Annotated in this window: 18 protein-coding genes and 1 pseudogene; 14 read left to right on the forward strand and 5 right to left on the reverse strand. The window is 68.7% G+C overall.

The window, feature by feature from the left end; all coding sequences use genetic code 11:
* Nucleotides 1-14: 14 nt before the first annotated feature.
* The gene (locus ACAG20_RS18105) at nucleotides 15-335 is read right to left on the reverse strand and encodes a hypothetical protein (protein ID WP_083037428.1); all 321 of its coding nucleotides are present in this window, start codon (nucleotides 333-335) and stop codon (nucleotides 15-17) included.
* Between the two features lie 173 nt (nucleotides 336-508).
* Between ACAG20_RS18105 and yajC the strand changes: the two genes are divergently transcribed.
* The 6 genes from yajC (at nucleotide 509) to ACAG20_RS18135 (ending at nucleotide 9,025) form a co-directional block, all read left to right on the forward strand.
* Nucleotides 509-817: a preprotein translocase subunit YajC gene (gene yajC, locus ACAG20_RS18110; RefSeq protein WP_112689456.1), complete on the forward strand. Its 309-nt coding sequence runs from the start codon at nucleotides 509-511 to the stop codon at nucleotides 815-817.
* Nucleotides 818-1,034: 217 nt separating this feature from the next.
* Entirely contained in the window at nucleotides 1,035-3,092 is a 2,058-nt protein-coding gene (secD, locus tag ACAG20_RS18115; RefSeq protein WP_370493554.1) for a protein translocase subunit SecD, read from the forward strand.
* Nucleotides 3,093-3,096: 4 nt separating this feature from the next.
* On the forward strand, nucleotides 3,097-4,407 hold the full coding sequence (gene secF / locus ACAG20_RS18120) for a protein translocase subunit SecF (protein WP_370493555.1): 1,311 nt from the start codon (nucleotides 3,097-3,099) through the stop codon (nucleotides 4,405-4,407).
* A gap of 5 nt (nucleotides 4,408-4,412) precedes the next feature.
* Entirely contained in the window at nucleotides 4,413-6,071 is a 1,659-nt protein-coding gene (locus ACAG20_RS18125) for an ABC transporter substrate-binding protein (protein ID WP_370493556.1), read from the forward strand.
* Nucleotides 6,068-6,613 carry an adenine phosphoribosyltransferase gene (locus ACAG20_RS18130; protein ID WP_370493557.1) on the forward strand — a complete coding sequence of 182 codons (546 nt, stop codon included), beginning with the start codon at nucleotides 6,068-6,070 and terminating at the stop codon, nucleotides 6,611-6,613. Before ACAG20_RS18125 ends, ACAG20_RS18130 begins: the two co-directional genes overlap by 4 nt.
* An 87-nt stretch (nucleotides 6,614-6,700) precedes the next feature.
* Nucleotides 6,701-9,025 (forward strand): bifunctional (p)ppGpp synthetase/guanosine-3',5'-bis(diphosphate) 3'-pyrophosphohydrolase, encoded by a 2,325-nt coding sequence (locus ACAG20_RS18135; RefSeq protein WP_112687688.1) that lies wholly within the window; start codon nucleotides 6,701-6,703, stop codon nucleotides 9,023-9,025.
* 27 nt (nucleotides 9,026-9,052) lie between these two features.
* Here the strand turns inward: ACAG20_RS18135 and ACAG20_RS18140 are convergent, their stop codons facing one another.
* Nucleotides 9,053-9,928: a peptidylprolyl isomerase gene (locus ACAG20_RS18140; RefSeq protein WP_370493558.1), complete on the reverse strand. Its 876-nt coding sequence runs from the start codon at nucleotides 9,926-9,928 to the stop codon at nucleotides 9,053-9,055.
* Between the two features lie 110 nt (nucleotides 9,929-10,038).
* On the opposite strand from ACAG20_RS18140, the gene ACAG20_RS18145 reads away from it, so the two are divergent.
* From ACAG20_RS18145 to ACAG20_RS18155, 3 genes are all read left to right on the forward strand, one after another.
* Complete coding sequence (locus ACAG20_RS18145) at nucleotides 10,039-10,716, forward strand: MBL fold metallo-hydrolase (RefSeq protein ID WP_205868909.1); 678 nt, start codon at nucleotides 10,039-10,041, stop codon at nucleotides 10,714-10,716.
* Nucleotides 10,713-12,014, forward strand: coding sequence for a histidine--tRNA ligase (hisS, locus tag ACAG20_RS18150; protein ID WP_112687672.1), 1,302 nt, complete (start codon nucleotides 10,713-10,715; stop codon nucleotides 12,012-12,014). Before ACAG20_RS18145 ends, hisS begins: the two co-directional genes overlap by 4 nt.
* Before the next feature lie 72 nt (nucleotides 12,015-12,086).
* The gene (locus tag ACAG20_RS18155; protein ID WP_370493559.1) at nucleotides 12,087-12,644 is read left to right on the forward strand and encodes a hypothetical protein; all 558 of its coding nucleotides are present in this window, start codon (nucleotides 12,087-12,089) and stop codon (nucleotides 12,642-12,644) included.
* Between the two features lie 7 nt (nucleotides 12,645-12,651).
* Here ACAG20_RS18155 and ACAG20_RS18160 read toward each other — a convergent pair whose 3' ends face one another.
* The gene (locus ACAG20_RS18160; RefSeq protein WP_370493560.1) at nucleotides 12,652-12,993 is read right to left on the reverse strand and encodes a gamma-glutamylcyclotransferase family protein; all 342 of its coding nucleotides are present in this window, start codon (nucleotides 12,991-12,993) and stop codon (nucleotides 12,652-12,654) included.
* Nucleotides 12,990-13,529, reverse strand: a complete 540-nt coding sequence (locus ACAG20_RS18165; protein ID WP_370493561.1) for a helix-turn-helix domain-containing protein — start codon at nucleotides 13,527-13,529, stop codon at nucleotides 12,990-12,992. Before ACAG20_RS18165 ends, ACAG20_RS18160 begins: the two co-directional genes overlap by 4 nt.
* Before the next feature lie 83 nt (nucleotides 13,530-13,612).
* On the opposite strand from ACAG20_RS18165, the gene ACAG20_RS18170 reads away from it, so the two are divergent.
* Nucleotides 13,613-14,398 carry an aldolase gene (locus tag ACAG20_RS18170; RefSeq protein WP_112687668.1) on the forward strand — a complete coding sequence of 262 codons (786 nt, stop codon included), beginning with the start codon at nucleotides 13,613-13,615 and terminating at the stop codon, nucleotides 14,396-14,398.
* A 15-nt stretch (nucleotides 14,399-14,413) separates the two neighbouring features.
* Nucleotides 14,414-15,283, forward strand: coding sequence for a dihydrodipicolinate synthase family protein (locus ACAG20_RS18175; RefSeq protein WP_370493562.1), 870 nt, complete (start codon nucleotides 14,414-14,416; stop codon nucleotides 15,281-15,283).
* 13 nt (nucleotides 15,284-15,296) lie between these two features.
* On the opposite strand, the gene ACAG20_RS18180 is transcribed toward ACAG20_RS18175, so the two are convergent.
* Complete coding sequence (locus tag ACAG20_RS18180; protein WP_112687664.1) at nucleotides 15,297-16,172, reverse strand: neutral zinc metallopeptidase; 876 nt, start codon at nucleotides 16,170-16,172, stop codon at nucleotides 15,297-15,299.
* Between the two features lie 490 nt (nucleotides 16,173-16,662).
* On the opposite strand from ACAG20_RS18180, the gene ACAG20_RS18185 reads away from it, so the two are divergent.
* From ACAG20_RS18185 to ACAG20_RS18195, 3 genes and pseudogenes are all read left to right on the forward strand, one after another.
* Nucleotides 16,663-16,962 (forward strand): PE family protein, encoded by a 300-nt coding sequence (locus tag ACAG20_RS18185; RefSeq protein WP_112687662.1) that lies wholly within the window; start codon nucleotides 16,663-16,665, stop codon nucleotides 16,960-16,962.
* Nucleotides 16,963-16,976: 14 nt separating this feature from the next.
* The gene (locus ACAG20_RS18190) at nucleotides 16,977-18,185 is read left to right on the forward strand and encodes a PPE family protein (protein WP_205868908.1); all 1,209 of its coding nucleotides are present in this window, start codon (nucleotides 16,977-16,979) and stop codon (nucleotides 18,183-18,185) included.
* An 81-nt stretch (nucleotides 18,186-18,266) separates the two neighbouring features.
* Nucleotides 18,267-18,369: pseudogene (locus tag ACAG20_RS18195) on the forward strand (WXG100 family type VII secretion target); the annotation flags it as partial.

Raw genomic sequence — 18,369 nt, forward strand, 5'->3', positions numbered from 1 at the left:
GTTGTTGCGGCGGTTCAGACTTGGCCGAGTGGCCGGCAGGCGTTGCCGAACGGGTTCCACCATTCGCCGGGCGGGCAGTCCAGCGGCGTGGGCCCTTGGCCGAGTGGCATGCAGGTGTTGGTGCTCGGCTCCCAGTACTGGCCTTCCGCGCAGTCGAGCGGCGTGGGGCCCTGGCCGAGTGGCATGCAGGTGTTGGTGCTCGGCTCCCAATACTGACCACCCGGGCAGTCCAGCGGTGCCGCCGATCCGACGGCGGGCATCGCGATCGCACCTACGGCCAGCGGGGCTGCCGCCAGCGCAACGGCGGTAGCCAGACCACACGCGAAATTCCTCATCGCCGACCTTCCCTCAAGACTCCTGACGCCTGATTTCTCCCACAGCCTAGGGGGCCAACCGCGGTACCGACTCGGAGTCGTGCGACACAATGGCAGACTGTTGTCATCAGCCGCCGTCACTCGTGAACCGGCGCGCAAGACCAGTACCTGAACTCGAAGGATCGGTTGTCGTCATGAATAGCATGGTTGCCTTCCTGCCGCTGCTCATCGTCATGGGCGCGTTTATGTTCTTCGCCTCGCGTCGGCAGAAGCGTGCGATGCAGGCCACCATCGACCTGCACGAGTCACTGCGGGTGGGGGACCGGGTCCACACCACCTCGGGCATGGAAGCCACGATCACCGGTATCACCGACGACAACGTTGATCTGGAGATCGCGCCCGGCGTGGTGACCACCTGGATGAAGCTGGCGATCCGCGACAAGATCGAGCCGGAGGACTTCACCGCCGACGCGGCGATCGAGCAGGCCACCGAAGACGCCTAGCGGCGATCGCGAGCGCGGCGGAGCCGGGCGCAGCGGGTCGTCGCCATGAGCCCGGACGCCGACGCGCCCAACGCCCGCCCGACGAGCGGGCCCGGCGGCCGGGCACGTACCCTTTTGCGGGTGCAGTCGAACTGATCGTCGGGAACGGACCGAGCGCGGACCAGCCCCGACGACCGCGAGTGCGCATCGTGCAATGAGCGAAGGAGACTGAAGCAACGTGGCATCGCCTTCGGCGCCGGTGCGCCCTGCCCGCAGTCTGGCGGTGTTCCTGGCAATGCTCATCGGTGTCTACCTGCTGGTGTTCCTGACCGGAGACAAGCTGGCCGAGCCGAAACTCGGCATTGACCTGCAGGGCGGCACCCGCGTGACGCTCACCGCCCGCACCCCGGACGGCTCCGCCCCGACCCGTGACGCGCTCAACCAGGCGCAGCAGATCATCAGCGCGCGCGTGAACGGTCTGGGCGTGTCCGGCTCCGAGGTCATCATCGACGGCAGCAACCTGGTCATCACGGTGCCCGGCAGCGATGGCAACGAAGCGCGCACCCTCGGACAGACGGCCCGGCTCTACATCAGGCCGGTGATCAGCGGGGTGTCGGTGGAGGAAGCCAAGCAGGCCGGCGGCGGTCAGATGCCGGGCCTCCCCGGCGGACCCCGGCAACCCGGCCTGCCGCCGGGAACCCCCGGCGTCCCCGGCGGTGTGCCCGGTGTCCCCGGCGGTATGCCCGGTGTTCCGGGTGGCAGCCCCAGCCTGCCCGGCTTGCCGGCCACCGGTGGCCAGTTGCCCTCGGGCGAATCGGGCCTGCCGGGCGGCTTCGGGGCAGGCGGCGAGGGTGCCCTGGGCGGCAACGGCGGCCCCCTTCAGCAACCGCTGTTCCCGCCGGCTCAGCCGCGGCCCTATCCGCAGGAACCGGCTCCCGCTCCGGGCACCACCTCGGAGAGCCCCGAACCGGAGGACGCCACCGAGACCACTACGCCGGGCGTCTCCGAGACCCCGGCGCCCACACAACCGGGCGCACCGGCCCAGCCGCCCGTCCCGGGTGCCCAACTGCCGGGCCTGCCCGGTCTGCCGGGCATGCCGGGCGTACCAGGCCAGCCCGGCCAGCCGCAGGGCCTGGCGGCTCGCATCGCCGCCGAGAAGCGGTTGCGGCAAAGCGACAACAAGGTGGTGCAGGCGCTGGCGCTGCAGATCCAGGCCAGCCGGTGCGACAAGGAAGACATCCTGGCCGGCAACGACGACCCGGACCTGCCGCTGGTGACCTGCTCCCAGGACCATCAGACCGCCTACCTGCTGGCGCCGTCGATCATCAGCGGTGACCAGATCGCCGACGCCAGCTCGGGCATGGACCAGCGCAGCGGCGCCAACATCGTGCAGGTGCAGTTCAAGAACGGCGCGGCCGACGTCTGGGCCGACTACACCGCGGCCCACATCGGCACCCAGACCGCGTTCACGCTGGACTCGCAGGTGGTCAGCGCACCGCAGATCCAGGAGGCCATTCCCGGCGGTCGGACCCAGATCACCGGCGGCTCACCGGGGTTCACTCAGGACGAGGCGCGCCAGTTGGCCAACGTGTTGAAGTACGGTTCCCTGCCGCTGTCGTTCGAGTCCTCGGAAGCCGAAACCGTCTCGGCCACACTGGGAATGACGTCGCTGCGGGCCGGCCTGATCGCCGGCGCGATCGGCCTGCTGCTGGTGCTGGTGTATTCGCTGCTCTACTACCGGGTGCTCGGGGTGCTCACCGCGCTATCGCTGGTGGTCGCCGGCGCCATGGTCTACGCGATCCTGGTGCTATTGGGCAGATACATCAACTACACGCTCGACCTGGCCGGCATCGCCGGTCTGATCATCGGTATCGGCACCACCGCCGACTCCTTCGTGGTGTTCTTCGAACGCATCAAGGACGAGATCCGGGAAGGCCGGTCCTTCCGCTCCGCGGTGCCACGCGGATGGACCCGGGCCCGCAAGACCATCGTGTCGGGCAACGCGGTGACCTTCCTGGCCGCGGCGGTGCTGTACTTCCTGGCGGTCGGCCAGGTGAAGGGCTTCGCGTTCACGCTGGGGCTGACCACCATCCTCGACCTGGTGGTGGTGTTCCTGGTGACCTGGCCGCTGGTCTATCTGGCGTCCAAGTCGTCGACGCTGGCCAAGCCGAGCTACAACGGCCTCGGCGCGGTGCAGCAGGTCGCACGTGAGCGGCGGGCGGTGGCGAGATCGGGTGGCAGACCCGCAGCCAAAACGGGCGCGCGGGTGAGCGCCCAGTCGACGGGACAGGGATAGCCAGATGGCCAAACCGAGCACCAGCAGCGGCACGAAGCGCGCCACGAAGGCCGCGAAAGGCGAGGCAGGCGCGGTCGAACTCACCGAGACCGGCACCGCCGTGGAGGAGACGGCCCGCAAGCCCACCGGCGCCCCGCGGCCGCCGCAACACGGCTTCCTGTCGCGGCTCTACACCGGCACCGGCGCGTTCGAGGTCATCGGTAAGCGGCGGATGTGGTACGCGATCAGCGGCGCGATGGTCGCGATCGCGATCCTGAGTATCTTGATCCGCGGCTTCACCTTCGGCATCGACTTCGCCGGCGGCACCAAGGTGTCGTTCCCGCGCGGCGACACCTCGGTCACCCAGGTCGAGCAGGTGTTCCGCGACACCGTCGGCAACAGTCCTGAATCGGTGGTCGTGGTCGGCAACGGCAGCTCGGCGACGGTGCAGGTCCGCGCCGAGACGCTGACCAACGAGCAGACCGATAAGCTGCGCGACGCACTGTTCGACGCGTTCCAGCCGGTCGGCCCCGACGGGCAACCCAGCAAGCTGGCGATCAGCGACTCGGCGGTGTCGGAGACCTGGGGTGGGCAGATCACCCAGAAGGCCGTGATCGCGCTGGTGGTGTTCCTGCTGCTGGCATCGCTCTACATCACCGTGCGCTACGAGTGGTACATGACCCTGGCGGCGATGATCTCGATGATCTTCGACGTCGTCGTCACCGCCGGGGTGTATTCGCTGGTCGGGTTCGAGGTCACGCCCGCCACCGTGATCGGCTTGTTGACCATCCTCGGGTTCTCCATCTACGACACCGTCATCGTGTTCGACAAGGTCGAGGAGAACACCCACGGCTTCGAGCACAAAACCCGGCGCACCTTCGCCGAAGAGGCCAACCTGGCGGTCAACCAGACCTTCATGCGGTCGATCAACACCAGCCTGATCTCGGCGCTGCCGATCATGTCGCTGATGGTGGTCGCGGTGTGGCTGCTGGGGGTGGGAACGCTCCAGGACCTGGCGCTGGTGCAGTTGGTCGGCGTTGTCGTGGGCACCTACTCGTCGATTTATCTGGCCACACCGCTGCTGGTCACGCTGCGGGAACGCACCGAACTGGTGCAGAACCACAACCGCCGGGTGATGCGGCGGCGTCAAGCCGGGGCGGGTTCGAAAGCTGCGCCGGCCGACGACGCGGCCGATGTCGACGAGGGGGAGACAACCGAGAACGCGGCCGTCAGCTCCGCTGCGACGCCGGCAGCCCCGGCGCCGGGCGCCAAGCCGGTCCGCCCGACCAGCCGGCGCACCCAGCGTCCGACCGGCAAGCCCGGCGCCGGACGGTAACGCCGATGGCGGCCCGCTGGCGGCGCGCGGCGGCGTGGGTGGCGGCGGCTGCCACCGCGCTGGGCGCCTGGTCGGTGTCGGCATGCACCAGCGCCACCGTCGATCAGATCGACTACGCCGTCGACGGCGGCCTGATCACCTACAACACCGCCTCGGTGACGGGAGCTGCTTCGGCTGGGCCGCAAGCGTTCTCCCGGGCCCTGACCGGCTTCGGCTACCACGGCCCGGACGGGCAGATCGTCGCCGACCACGACTTCGGCAGCATCTCGGTGGTGGGTCGCGCCCCGCTGGTGCTGGACTACCAGATCGCCGAGGCGGCGGTCTACTCCGACGGTAAGCCGATCACCTGCGATGACCTGGTGCTGGCCTGGGCGGCGCAATCCGGGCGGTTCGCCGGCTTCGACGCGGCCAATCGAGCCGGCTACCTCGATATCGAGCACATCGAATGCCGGCCCGGGGCCAAGAAGGCGCGGGTGTCGTTCTTCCCCGACCGCAACATCGTCGATTACGAGGAACTGTTCACCGCGACGTCGATGATGCCGTCGCACATCCTCAACGAGCTGCTCGGGCTGAACATCACCGAGGTGATTCTGGGCAACGAACCGCCGGCCGAGGAGGTCGTGGCCAAGATCGCCCATGCCTGGAACACCACGTGGCAACTCGACGCCAATGCCGATCTGGGGCACTTCCCGTCGTCGGGGCCCTACAAGATCGACTCGGTGCTCGAAGGCGGCGCCGTCGTGCTGGTCGCCAACGACCTGTGGTGGGGCGCCAAGCCGGTGACCAGACGGGTCACGGTGTGGCCGCAGGGCGCCGACATCGCCGACCGCGTTAACAAACGCGTGGTGGAGGTCGTCGACGTGGCGACCGGGTCGGCCGGGTCGGTGATCACCCCCGACGACTACCAGAGCAGCGACAGTCCGTCGGGCGGCATCCAGCAGCTGATCTTCGCTCCGTCCGGCCCGCTGTCGGAGATCCCGGCGCGCCGGGCGGTGGCGCTGTGCACCCCGCGGGATGTCATCGCCCGCGACGCCGGGGTGCCGATGGTGAATTCGCGGCTGAACACGGCGATGGACGACGCGTTCGACCAGGCCGAGAACGTGCCCGAAGCCCAGCAGTTCGCACAGGCCGACCCGAACGCCGCCCGGGACACGCTGGGCGGCAAACCGCTGACGGTGCGGATCGGCTACCGCGGCCCCAACACCCGATTGGCTGCGGTGGTCGGGGCCATCAGTGCCTCCTGCGCGCCGGCCGGCGTCACCGTCACCGAGGTGGCATCCGAGGGCACCGGGCCGCAGTCACTGCGGGAGGGGCAGATCGACGTGCTGCTGGCCAGCACCGGCGGGTCCACCGGTAGCGGCTCGACCGGATCGTCGGTGATGGACGCTTACGAGCTGTTCAGCGGCAACGGCAACAATCTGTCCGGTTACCACAATGATCAGATCGACGGCATCATCTCTGCGCTGGCGGTGACCGCCGATCCGGCGGACCTGGTCCGGCTGCTGGCCGAGAGCGCCCCGGTGCTGTGGGCGGACATGCCGACGCTGCCGCTCTACCGCCAGCAGCGCACCTTGCTGTCATCGAAGAAGACCTACGGCGTCGCGGCCAACCCCACCCGGTGGGGTGCGGGCTGGAACATGGACCGCTGGGCGCTGCAGCAGTGAAAGCCGCCGGGCGGCCGGCCGACGATGTCGCCGGGATCATCGCGTCGTTGACCCGCGAGGTGGCCGACTTTCCCAGCCCCGGAATCGCGTTCAAGGACCTGACCCCGGTATTCGCCGATGCCGCCGGACTGGCGGCGGTCACCGCGGCGTTGGCTCAGGTCGCCGCCGGGGTGGAACTGGTGGCCGGCATCGACGCCCGGGGGTTTTTACTGGCCGGGGCCATCGCCGACCGACTCGACGTGGGTGCGCTGGCCGTGCGCAAGGGCGGCAAGCTGCCGCCGCCGGTGCTGTCGGAGGCCTACCAACTCGAGTACGGCCAGGCCGTGCTGGAGATCCCGGCCGACGGGGTCGAGCTGGCCGGCCGCCGGGTGGTGATCGTCGACGACGTGCTCGCCACCGGCGGTACGCTGGCGGCCGCGCAACGGTTGTTGCGTCGCGCCGGAGCTGAGGTCGTTGCGGCCGCGGTGGTGCTGGAGTTGGCCGACATGGGCGGGCGCGCCGCCATGGCGCCGTTGCCGCTGCACAGCCTGCTTGCGCTTTAGCCGATATTCTCGTGGTCGGAGGTGAGCGACGTGGGCTCTGAGGAGGGCTTCGAGGTCGAGCGGCGGGAGCAGGAGGGCGGCCAGCCGGTGGCGGTCTTCCAGCCGCCGGACCAGGACTCGCCCACTGAGCGCACCGATCTGCTCAAAGTGCCCACCAGTGCCTCCCGGCGGGTACGGGCCCGGATCGCCCGCCGGATCACCGCCCAGCGCGGCGCGCTCAGCCCGGTGCTGGAACCACTGGTCGCAGTGCACCGGCAGTTCTACCCGAAGGCGAACCTGGCGTTGCTGCAACGCGCCTACGAGGTCGCCGAACAACGCCACGCCACCCAGTTGCGGCACTCCGGGGACCCCTACATCACCCACCCGCTGGCGGTGGCCACCATCCTGGCGGAGCTGGGGATGGACACCACCACGCTGGTGGCCGCGCTGTTGCACGACACCGTCGAAGACACCGGCTACACCGTGGAGGCGCTCGCCGGGGAGTTCGGCGACGAAGTCGCCCACCTGGTCGACGGGGTGACCAAGCTCGACAAGGTGGTGCTGGGCAGCGCCGCCGAAGCCGAGACCATCCGCAAGATGGTCATCGCGATGGCGCGCGACCCGCGGGTGCTGGTGATCAAGGTCGCCGATCGGCTGCACAACATGCGGACCATCCGCTTCCTGCCGCCGGAGAAGCAGGCCCGCAAGGCCCGCGAGACGCTGGAAGTGATTGCGCCACTGGCACACCGGTTGGGTATGGCCACGGTCAAATGGGAGCTCGAGGATCTGTCTTTCGCGATCCTGCACCCGAAGAGGTATGAGGAGATCGTGCGGCTGGTGGCCGACCGGGCACCGTCACGCGACACCTATCTGGCCAAGGTGCGCACCGAGATCATCAACACGCTGGCGAAGTCGAAGATCGCCGCGAACGTCGAAGGCCGCCCCAAGCACTACTGGTCGATCTATCAGAAGATGATCGTGCGGGGCCGCGACTTCGACGACATCTACGACCTGGTGGGCCTGCGGATCCTGTGCGACGAGATCCGGGACTGCTACGCCGCGGTCGGTGTGGTGCACTCGCTGTGGCAGCCGATGGCCGGCCGGTTCAAGGACTACATCGCCCAGCCCCGCTACGGCGTCTACCAGTCGCTGCACACCACGGTGATCGGTCCGGAGGGCAAGCCGCTGGAGATCCAGATCCGCACCCGGGAGATGCACCGCACCGCCGAATACGGCATCGCCGCGCACTGGCGCTACAAGGAGGCCAAGGGCCGCAACGGTGTTCCGCATCCGAACGCCGCCGCCGAGATCGACGACATGGCCTGGATGCGCCAGTTGCTGGACTGGCAGCGGGAAGCCGCCGACCCCGGCGAGTTCCTCGAGTCGTTGCGCTATGACCTGGCCGTCAAGGAGATCTTCGTCTTCACGCCCAAGGGTGACGTGATCACGCTGCCCAATGGCTCGACCCCGGTGGACTTCGCTTACGCCGTGCACACCGAGGTCGGTCATCGCTGCATCGGGGCCCGGGTCAACGGCCGGCTGGTGGCGCTGGAGCGCAAGCTGGAAAACGGGGAAGTGGTCGAGGTTTTCACCTCCAAGGCCCAGAACGCCGGTCCGTCCCGGGACTGGCAGCAGTTTGTGGTGTCGCCGCGGGCCAAAGCCAAGATCCGGCAGTGGTTCGCCAAGGAGCGCCGCGAGGAGGCGCTGGAATCCGGTAAGGACGCGATCGCGCGCGAGGTGCGCCGGATGGGGTTGCCGCTGCAGCGGCTGATCAGCGGTGAGTCGATGGTCGCGGTGGCCCGCGAACTGCACTACAGCGACGTGTCCGCGCTCTACACCGCGGTCGGGGAGAACCACATCTCGGCGCATCACGTGGTGCAGCGGCTGGTTGCCCAACTCGGTGGGGTGGATCAGGCCGAGGAGGACCTTGCTGAGCGCTCCACCCCGCTGACGATCCCGCGCCGCGAGCGGCACACCGACGACGTCGGTGTCGCGGTTCCCGGTGCCACCGGGGTGCTGACCAAGCTGGCCAAGTGCTGCACCCCGGTGCCCGGCGACGAGATCATGGGCTTCGTCACCCGCGGCGGCGGGGTATCGGTGCATCGCACCGACTGCACCAACGCCGACGCGCTGCGGCAGCAGGCCGAGCGGATCATCGAGGTCAAGTGGGCGCCGTCGCCGTCGTCGGTGTTCCTGGTGGCCATCCAGGTCGAGGCGCTCGACCGGCACCGACTGCTGTCGGACGTGACCAAGGTGCTCGCCGATGAGAAGGTCAACATCTTGTCGGCCTCGGTCACCACGTCGCGGGACCGGGTGGCGATCAGCCGGTTCACCTTCGAGATGGGCGACCCGAAGCATCTCGGGCATCTGCTCAACGTGGTGCGCAACGTCGAGGGCGTCTACGACGTCTACCGGGTGACATCCGCGGCGTAGTCGCGTTTCGCGTCTGCTCGCGGGGGATTAGTCGGCGCGGATGGACTTGACGGTCACCTTGGTGGCCGGCGGGCCGTCGGTGCCGCCGCCCTGGACGCCGGCGGCGGCGATCTTGTCCAGGGTGGCCAGCCCGTCGTCCTGGATCTTGCCGAACACGGTGTACTGCGGCGGCAGCATCGAATCCTGGTAGACCAGGAAGAACTGACTGCCGTTGGTGCCCGGCCCGGCGTTGGCCATCGCCAGGGTGCCGCGCGGGTAGCGCACCGGTTGCTGCGCGGCCGGGTCGTTCGGCGCGTACTGGTCGGTCGGGTATTCGTTGGCGAACTCGTAGCCCGGGCCGCCGGTGCCGTCGCCGGCCGGGTCGCCGCACTGCAGCACACTCAGCATCGGAGACGTCGTCAACCGGTGGCACTGGGTGTCGGCGAAGAAGTCCTTGGCGCCCAGGCTGATGAAACTGTTGACCGTGCAGGGTGATTGGGCGTTGTCGAGCATCAGCCCGATGGGGCCCTGATCGGTCATCATCGACACGCTGACCTCGGCCGGCTCGGTGGGGACCTTGCCGGAGCGCGGCGGCTCGACCGGCTTGCTGGCCGGACGGGCCTTGGGGTACTGGCAGTCGGCGCCCAGGGTGGGCGAGGCGGTGAACTTCGGCAGTTGACCGGGCTCGCCGGGGGATGGCGCCGGAGCGTCGGAGGTCTCCGAGGTCGGGGCGGCGTTGATGTTGCCGGTATCGCCGTCGTCGCGCAGCACCACGAACACCACGCCGGCCAGCAGTGCCACGGCAACCACCGCGCCGGCGATCATCAGTATCCGGCGCTGCTTGCGTGCGGCCTCGGCCCGCTGCTGCACCTGTTCGTCCAGCTTGCGCTTGGCCGCAGCGCGCCGCTCTTCGTTCGTGGACACCGCCGGAATACCTCCCTGGCTCGCGGGTGAGTCGGCTCTACAGTCTGCCAAAGTCTGCCAGCACCGCCCACGTCCATGCCGCAACGGCGCGCAATGGGAAACTGGTGCACGTGTTGGTCACCGGATTCTCCGCCGGAATGCTGGCGTGCAACTGCTACGTCGTGGCGCAGCGGCAAGGCGCCGACGCGATCGTCGTCGACCCCGGCCAGCGCGCGATGTCCCGGCTGCGTCACATCCTCGACGAGAATCGGCTGACGCCGTCGGCGGTGCTGCTCACCCATGGCCACATCGACCACATCTGGTCGGCGCAGAAGGTCTCCGACACCTATGGCTGCCCGACCTACATCCACCCCGAGGACCGCTTCATGCTCACCGATCCACTGCGGTCTCTTGGCACGCTGCCGGGCCAGGCGCTGTTCGGCGTCTTGAGCAAGGTGATGTTCTCCGAGCCCAAACAGCTGGTCGAGCTGGACCGCGACGGGGACAAGATCGGCCTGGGCGACACCAGCGTCACCGTCGATTTCACGCCGGGACATACCCGCGGTTCGGTGGTCTTCCGGGTCGACGGCGACACGAACGAGCTGGTGTTCAGCGGGGACACGCTGTTCCAGAACTCGGTCGGCCGCACCGACCTGCCCGGCGGCAGCGGCCGCGACCTGATGAACTCGATCGTCGACAAGCTGCTGTGCCTCGACGATGCCACCGTGGTGCTGCCCGGCCACGGACCCACGACCACCATCGGCGCCGAACGCCGGTTCAACCCGTTCCTGGAAGGGCTGAGCGCGTGAGCACCTTTGCCGCCCCCAAGGGGGTGCCCGACTATGTGCCGCCGGCTTCGGCCGGCTTCGTCGCGGTGCGCGACGGGTTGTTGGCCGCGGCCCGTCGCGCCGGCTACGGCGACATCGAGCTGCCGATTTTCGAGGACACCGCGCTGTTCGCCCGCGGGGTGGGGGAGTCCACCGATGTGGTGTCCAAGGAGATGTACACCTTCGCCGACCGCGGGGACCGGTCGGTGACGCTGCGCCCCGAGGGCACCGCCGGGGTGGTGCGCGCGGTGATCGAGCACGGACTGGACCGCGGCCAGCTGCCGGTCAAGCTCTGTTACTCCGGCCCGTTCTTCCGCTACGAGCGTCCGCAGGCCGGCCGGTACCGGCAGCTGCAGCAGGTCGGGGTGGAGGCGATCGGCGTGGACGATCCGGCGCTGGACGCCGAGGTGATCGCGGTGGCCGACGCCGGGTTCCGCTCCCTGGGCCTGGACGGCTTCCGGCTGGAGATCACCTCGCTGGGCGATGACACCTGCCGGCCGGCCTATCGAGAGCTGTTGCAGGAGTTCCTGTTCGGGCTCGAACTCGACGAGGAGACCCGCCGCCGCGCCCAGCTCAACCCGCTGCGGGTGCTCGACGACAAACGTCCGCAGGTGCGCGAGATGACCGCCGCCGCACCGCTGATGCTCGATCACCTCTCCGATGCCGCCAAACAGCATTTCGACATCGTGTTGGCGCATCTGGATGCCCTGGGGGTGCCGTATGTGATCAACCCGCGGATGGTGCGCGGCCTGGACTACTACACCAAGACCACCTTCGAATTCGTACACGACGGGCTCGGCGCGCAGTCCGGCATCGGCGGAGGTGGGCGCTACGACGGCCTGATGAGCCAGCTCGGTGGGCAGGACCTGTCCGGGATCGGCTTCGGGCTCGGGGTCGACCGCACCTTGCTGGCGCTGGCCGCCGAGGGCAAGACGGTGGGGGCGAACACCCGCTGCGACGTCTTCGGGGTGGGCCTGTCCGAGGCGGCCAAACTGCGCTTGGCCGTGCTGGCCGGCCAACTGCGGGCCGCCGGGGTACGGGTGGATCTGGCCTATGGCGATCGCGGCCTCAAGGGTGCGATGCGCGCCGCGGACCGCTCCGGCGCCGTGGTGGCGCTGGTCGCCGGTGACCGCGACCTGGAAGCCGGCACCGTCGGCGTCAAGAACCTGGCCACCGGCGAGCAGCTCGACGTGGCGTTCGACGATGTCGTCGCCGAGGTGCTGGGTCGACTGTCGCGCGATGACACCCACGCCGCAAAAGCCGGGGAAACTCCTGCGTGAGTGGGATCTGGCGGGTATCGCGTGATGCGCAGCAACCCGCCCGGTGATGACCCTCCGGTACCGTGACGCGGTATGACGACCATGCGGAATGTGACAGCCGTACTCGGCGCGACGCTGCTTGCGGCGGCGGCCGGAGTGCTGGCCGGCCCGGCGACGTCACTGGCGGAGCCGACGCCCTCGCCGGATTCGTCGGCGGAATCGCCGGCGCCGGCCCCGGCCGAGAACGCGCCCGAACCCTCGGGTGAGGCCCCGAAGGCGGCGGCCGAGGCCCCGAAGGCGGGGGAGGTCCCGGCGAAGGGCACGACCGGGGGCCACGAGGTCACCTACACCATCACCGCCACCAGCGACCTGACCGGCAACATCTCCTACATCAAGACCGACCCGCCGAGCATGGCGGCCTACAACGCCAACTCCTCGGAGTATCTGGAGACCGTCCGCGTGCCGATCGGCGGAGGACAACCGCTGGTCTACACCACCACGCTGGCCGACCCGGGCCAGTGGGCGCTGGTCACCGCCAGCGGCGGGTTGCGGATCAACCCCGAGTTCCACTGCGAGATCGCCGTCGACGGCGAAGTGGTGGTCTCCCAACAGGGCGGCAGCGGGGTGACCTGCTCGACCCGGCCGTGGTGATGCCGGCTCACTCGGCGAACACGTAGACCCAGGCCCGCGCGCCGGAGCGCAGCGGCACCGAGATCCGGCGGTAGGCGTCGACTTCGTAGTCGTCGGCAGCGGCCAGTTCGGCGGTGCTGATGGCGAATACCGTGCCGTTGACCGCTGCGTCGGGCGCCGCCGACGGGCGCAGGATCGGGTGGCGGTCGCTGCCGCTGACTGCCACCACCTCGGGGTCGGTGATCGTCACGTAGTCGAGGTCGTAGCCGACGATGGCATCGGGCCGGCCGTCGAGTTCGCGTCCGAAGGTGCTGCGCTGCACCTCGGGCAGCCGCAAGGTGCCGTAGGAGAACAGCAGTTCGGTGTTCACCGCGCGCCCGCTCCGTCGGTGGTCACGACGACGACCTCGGCGGGTTCTCCGCCCACGGCGCGGATGCGGTGGCTGACCGAGGCGTCGAAGTAGGCGCTGTCGCCGGGCGCCAGGGTCCAGCTCTCATCGCCGTACGCCAGCTCGACGGTGCCGGCGTGGACGAACACGAATTCCTGGCCGCCATGCTGCGAGCGCAGCGGGTGGGAGGTTCGGGTGGCGTGGTCGGTGGGACGTAGCACGAACGGGGACATCGTTTTTCCCAGCATGCCCGAGGCGATCGCCCGATAGTGTTGCCGATCGGAGCTGCGGTCGGCGGCGCGGTCGACAGCGATGTTGTCCTCGTCACTGCGTTCGGCGAACAGTTGTGCCACATCGACATCCAGCGCCCGGGCCACCTTGATGGCTGTCGCGATCGACGGCGTGCTGCGGCTGCGTTCGATCTTGGACAGGTAGCTCTTGGTCAGCCCGGTCCGCTCGGCGAGGTCCTCGAGGGTGAGTCCTCGCTGCTTGCGGACGTTGCGCAACAGTGCCGTCATGCTGGCCATGATGACACACCGATATGACACAAGGTGTCCTATCGACTACAGTTGTGTCATCTGCTGCCTACCGAGGAGCTGCCATGGCCAGCACGTTCGATGACTCCAAGTCCGATCTGATGGAGCAGGCGGAACGGCGCTTCGCGGCGAATATCGGGCAGGACAGCTGGTCGCTCCGCCAGAAACTGGCGTTGACCTGCCGGGCGCTGTTCGACCGCGGACACGACTCGGGGCTGGCCGGGCAGATCACCGCCCGCGCCGAGGCGCCCGGCACCTACTACACCCAGCGGTTGGGCTTGGGCTTCGACGAGATCACCGAAGGCAATCTGCTGATCGTCGACGAGGATCTCAACGTCCTCGAAGGCGAGGGAATGGCCAACCCCGCCAACCGATTCCACAGTTGGATCTACCGGGCACGCCCCGACGTGCAGTGCATCGTGCACACCCACCCGTTCCACGTGGCCGCCCTGTCGATGCTGGAGACCCCACTGGTCATCTCGCACATGGACACCACTCCGCTCTACGACGACTGCGCGTTCCTGCCGACCTGGCCCGGGGTTCCGGTCGGCAATGAGGAAGGTGAGATCATCTCGCAGGCCCTGGGCGACAAGAAGGCGATCCTGCTGGCACACCACGGTCAGATCGTGGCCGGCGCCAGCGTCGAGGAGGCGTGCTCGCTGGCGGTGCTGATCGAACGCGCCGCCGCGCTGCAACTGGCCGCCATGGCCGCCGGCACCATCAAGGAACTCCCCGAGAAGCTGGCCCGCGAAGCCCACGACTGGACCCTGCTGCCCAACCGCAGCGTCGCCAATTTCGGCTACTACGCCAGACGGGCACTGGCCGGCCACCCCGACGCGATCACCCGATAACCAAAGGAGTAGTTCGTGGCAGCACCCCTGCACGGCATCATCGGCTACCCGATCACACCGTTCGCCGACGACGGTATCGACACCGCGGTGTTGACCGCCGTCATCGAACGCCTCGTCGACGCCGGTGTGCATGCCATCGCTCCGTTGGGCAGCACCGGTGAGCTCGCCTACCTCAACGAACGCGAGTTCGACACCGTCGTCGACGTCGCCGTCGCGGCGGTGGCCGGGCGGTTGCCGGTGCTGGTCGGGGTCTCGGACCTGACCACCGCGACGACGGTGCGTCGCGCCCGCTACGCCGCGCAGGCCGGTGCCGACGCGGTGATGGTCGCGCCGGTGTCCTACTGGAAGCTCTCCGAGCGGGAGATCACCACGCACTACGCGGCGGTGTCCGACGCCGTCGACATCGACATCGTCGCCTACAACAACCCGGCCACCTCCGGAGTGGACATGAGTCCAGAGCTGTTGGTGGCGATGGCCGAGGACATCGAGCACGTCACCATGGTCAAGGAGTCCACCGGCGATCTGACCCGGATGCTGCGCATCGCCGAGCTCTCCGACGGGCGACTGCCGTTCTTCAACGGCAGCAACCCGCTGGTGCTCGACGCACTACGCGCCGGAGCGGCCGGCTGGTGCACCGCGGCCCCCAACCTGCGCCCGAAGCCGTGCCTGGACCTCTATACCGCGGTCGTCGCGGGCGATCTCGACGCCGCGCAGGCACTCTACGACGACCTGAAGCCGCTGCTGACGTTCATCGTGGCGGGCGGGCTGGCGACCACTGTCAAGGCCGGCCTGGACCTGCTCGGGGTGCCCGCCGGTGCGCCGCGGCGCCCACTCTTGCCGCTCGAGGAGTCAGGCCGCGCCGAGTTGCGCAGCCTGCTCGGCTGACCCGGAGCTGCCGCTAACCGAGGTCGGCAGCGGCGAAAGTGTCGCACTGGTTGGGGTCCCCGGTCTGGTAGCCGACGGTGAACCAGTGCTGCCGCTGGGCCGATGCGCCGTGTGTCCAGGACTCCGGGTTGACGCGGCCGGTGGCGGCCTCCTGGATGCGGTCATCACCCACCGACGCCGCCGCCGACAGCGCATCGCGGATGTCGTCGTCGGTCAGCGGCTTGAGGAACGGAACCCCGGTGCTCTTCTGCTTGGTCACCGCCGCATAGTGCGCCCACACTCCGGCGTAGCAGTCGGCCTGCAACTCGGTGCGCACCCCGGCGCCGGTCGCGCCCTGCGCACCATGCTGCGCCCGGCCCAATACGCCGCGCAGATTCTGCACGTGGTGGCCGAACTCGTGGGCCACCACATACTCCTGGGCCAGCGGCCCGCTGCTGGAGCCGAACCGGTCGACGAGCACCTGGAAGAAATCGGTGTCGAAATAGGCGGTCTGGTCGCCCGGGCAATAGAACGGCCCCACGGCACTGGTGGCCGCTCCGCAGGCCGTGGACGTTTGGCCGGTGAACAGCTGCACCTGCGGGCGGCTGTATCCGGGCAGCAGCTCCGACCACACCGCGTCGACCGAGTTGGCGGTCGCCACCACCCGGCACTGCACGTACCTGTTGGCGTCCTCGCCGGTGCGGCACCTGCTGAGGTCGAACCCCGGTGCGGTGTACTGCCCGCGATCCACCGGCTGCTGGCTGAGCACGTCGCCGGGATCCGCGCCGAGCAGCAGCGCCACCACCAGGATCACCAGCCCGGCGACACCACCGCCGATGGCGATGCCACGGCCGCCCCCGCCAGATGAGGTGGTGCTGGTATCAATCTGCATACCTTCGTTGAAGGTCATCGCACACTCCGTGGAATTTCCGTAGGTTCCAGGTCACCGGCGGGCCGCCTTGTGAGCATCCTTAGCTTTGCATATCCGTACGGCCGGCCTGCTGGGTTGAGCCCCGTCACCGTGGCGAATCCAGGGAGTTCGTTAGCCAAAGACGATCTTGTCTGACCAGTTCCCAAACCTTTACTGAATGTTTGTCGCGGTGCTGTACGGGGTGGTGGTACCGGTGTTACGTTCTGCTTCCGGCTGCCGTGGGAACCACACCCGCAACGGCCGCCACAGCTTTATGCCGCAGATTTACGGAGAGGTCGTCCGCCCGGTGAACGCGTCAGCTCGTGTTATTGCCCCCTGGTATGGCACCTGGCCGGGACTCTCGCCGGCATCGCCAGCCTCAGCTTTATCAGATCGTTATTAGACGGCGTCGGCTAGAGTGACGTGCGTCAACTACTGACCCAGACTTCGATCGCGTAACACCACATCGCTTCAGGTTCCAGGAGGAAAGATGTCATTCGTAACCGCTCAGCCGGAGGTTCTGACGGCGGCTGCGGGCAGCCTGTCGGGAATCGGTGACTCCATGACCGCGGGCATGGCTGCCGCGGCCGCTCCCACCACCGGTGTGGTACCGCCTGCCGCCGACATGGTCTCGGCGATGACTGCTGCCCAATTCGCCACCCACGCCCAGCTGTTCCAGCAGGTCAGCGCCCAGGCTGCGGCTGTTCACCAGCAGATCGTGGCCACCCTGAGCGGGAACTCCAACGCCTACGCCCTCACCGAGGCCGCTAACGCCACTGCGGCCGGCTGAGTCGAGGCGCGTCAATGAGCTTCAGTATGTTCCCGCCGGAGATCAACTCCGGCTTGATATATACCGGGCCGGGTTCGGCGCCGCTGCTGGAGGCGTCGACGGCTTGGGCCAATCTGGCCGCCGAATTGTCGACGTCGGCGACGGCGACGCATTCGGTGGTGACCAACCTGACCTCGACCTGGACGGGTATGGGGTCGGCCGCGGCATCCGCGTCGGTTGCGCCCTACGTGGCCTGGCTACAGCAGGCGTCGGCCAACGCCACCCAGAACGCGGCCTTGGCCAGCCAGGCGGCCGCGCTGTTCGAAGCGGCCAGGTCCGCTTCGGTGCCGCCGCCGGTGATCGCGGCGAACCGGGCCATGCTCATGGCGTTGATCTCGACCAACTTCTTCGGGCAGAACACCCCGGCGATCGCGGCGACCGAAGCCCAGTACGAGGCGATGTGGGCGCAGGACGGCGCCGCGATGGACACCTACAACATGTCGGCCCAAGCCAACAACAACCTGCTGCAGGCCCAGTCGGCGCCGCCGAACTCTGCTCAGGCGACGCAACCGGGTTCGGCCGCGGACACCTCCACCGGAGCGCCCATCCCCGGTGACGGCGGGACCCCGCCGGTCAACCCGGGCTACAACCTGTCGACGATCGGCGGGATCATGGATTCGCTGGGCATCCCGACCACCGGCCTCGACGAGACCCTGCTCGCCACCCAGCTCAGCCAGGTGATGTCGCCCATCAACACGATGAGCATGCCCGCCATGATGGCCGCGCGGATCCTGCCGATGCTGCTCATGCAGATGGCCCGGATGGGTGCGATGGGCGGCACGGGCGCGCTGGCCGGACAGACCGCCGGCGCGGCCGGCACCGGCACCCTGATGACCCAGATCGGCGACTTCGTCAACGACAAGCTGCAGGGCGCGGTCGGCGTACTGGCCGGCCACTTCAGCTCGGCGACCAACGCCATCTCCGCCAAGCTCGGCCAGGCCGCCTCGATGGGCGCGCTGAAGGTGCCGCAAGCCTGGTCGATGGCCGCCGACGGCATGGTCCGTGCCGCACCGGTACTGCCGTCCACCACGGTGAGCGCTCCCATTCAGACCATGTCTGGATCGTCGGGCCTGCCGGGCGGTCCGTTCGGCAACGCGCTGATGGGTGCGATGGCCGGACGCGGACTGGGCGCAGTCGCCGCCAAAGCCCCCAAAGTTATGCCCCGTTCGCCGGCCGGCGGGTAACGGAAGGGGCCTGAACCACACGTGTCCGCCGGGCCGCCGCCCGGCACCACAACGAATTCCGAGCAAGAAGGAGTGATTTTCATGGCAGCACGTTTTATGACCGATCCGGATGCGATGCGGGCGATGGCGGGGCGTTTCGACGTTCACGCGCAGACGGTGGAGGATGAGGCTCGCCGGATGTGGG

The organism is Mycobacterium sp. pW045 (assembly GCF_041287085.1).
GTDB lineage: Bacteria > Actinomycetota > Actinomycetes > Mycobacteriales > Mycobacteriaceae > Mycobacterium > Mycobacterium algericum_A.

Coding starts and splice junctions, on each gene's coding strand:
- ACAG20_RS18155 (WP_370493559.1), top strand. CDS start 12,087: ATGACGACCATGCGGAATGTGACAGCCGTACTCGGCGCGACGCTGCTT.
- yajC (WP_112689456.1), top strand. CDS start 509: ATGAATAGCATGGTTGCCTTCCTGCCGCTGCTCATCGTCATGGGCGCG.
- ACAG20_RS18190 (WP_205868908.1), top strand. CDS start 16,977: ATGAGCTTCAGTATGTTCCCGCCGGAGATCAACTCCGGCTTGATATAT.
- ACAG20_RS18170 (WP_112687668.1), top strand. CDS start 13,613: ATGGCCAGCACGTTCGATGACTCCAAGTCCGATCTGATGGAGCAGGCG.
- ACAG20_RS18125 (WP_370493556.1), top strand. CDS start 4,413: ATGGCGGCCCGCTGGCGGCGCGCGGCGGCGTGGGTGGCGGCGGCTGCC.
- ACAG20_RS18165 (WP_370493561.1), bottom strand. CDS start 13,529: ATGACGGCACTGTTGCGCAACGTCCGCAAGCAGCGAGGACTCACCCTC.
- ACAG20_RS18105 (WP_083037428.1), bottom strand. CDS start 335: ATGAGGAATTTCGCGTGTGGTCTGGCTACCGCCGTTGCGCTGGCGGCA.
- ACAG20_RS18180 (WP_112687664.1), bottom strand. CDS start 16,172: ATGACCTTCAACGAAGGTATGCAGATTGATACCAGCACCACCTCATCT.
- secF (WP_370493555.1), top strand. CDS start 3,097: ATGGCCAAACCGAGCACCAGCAGCGGCACGAAGCGCGCCACGAAGGCC.
- ACAG20_RS18185 (WP_112687662.1), top strand. CDS start 16,663: ATGTCATTCGTAACCGCTCAGCCGGAGGTTCTGACGGCGGCTGCGGGC.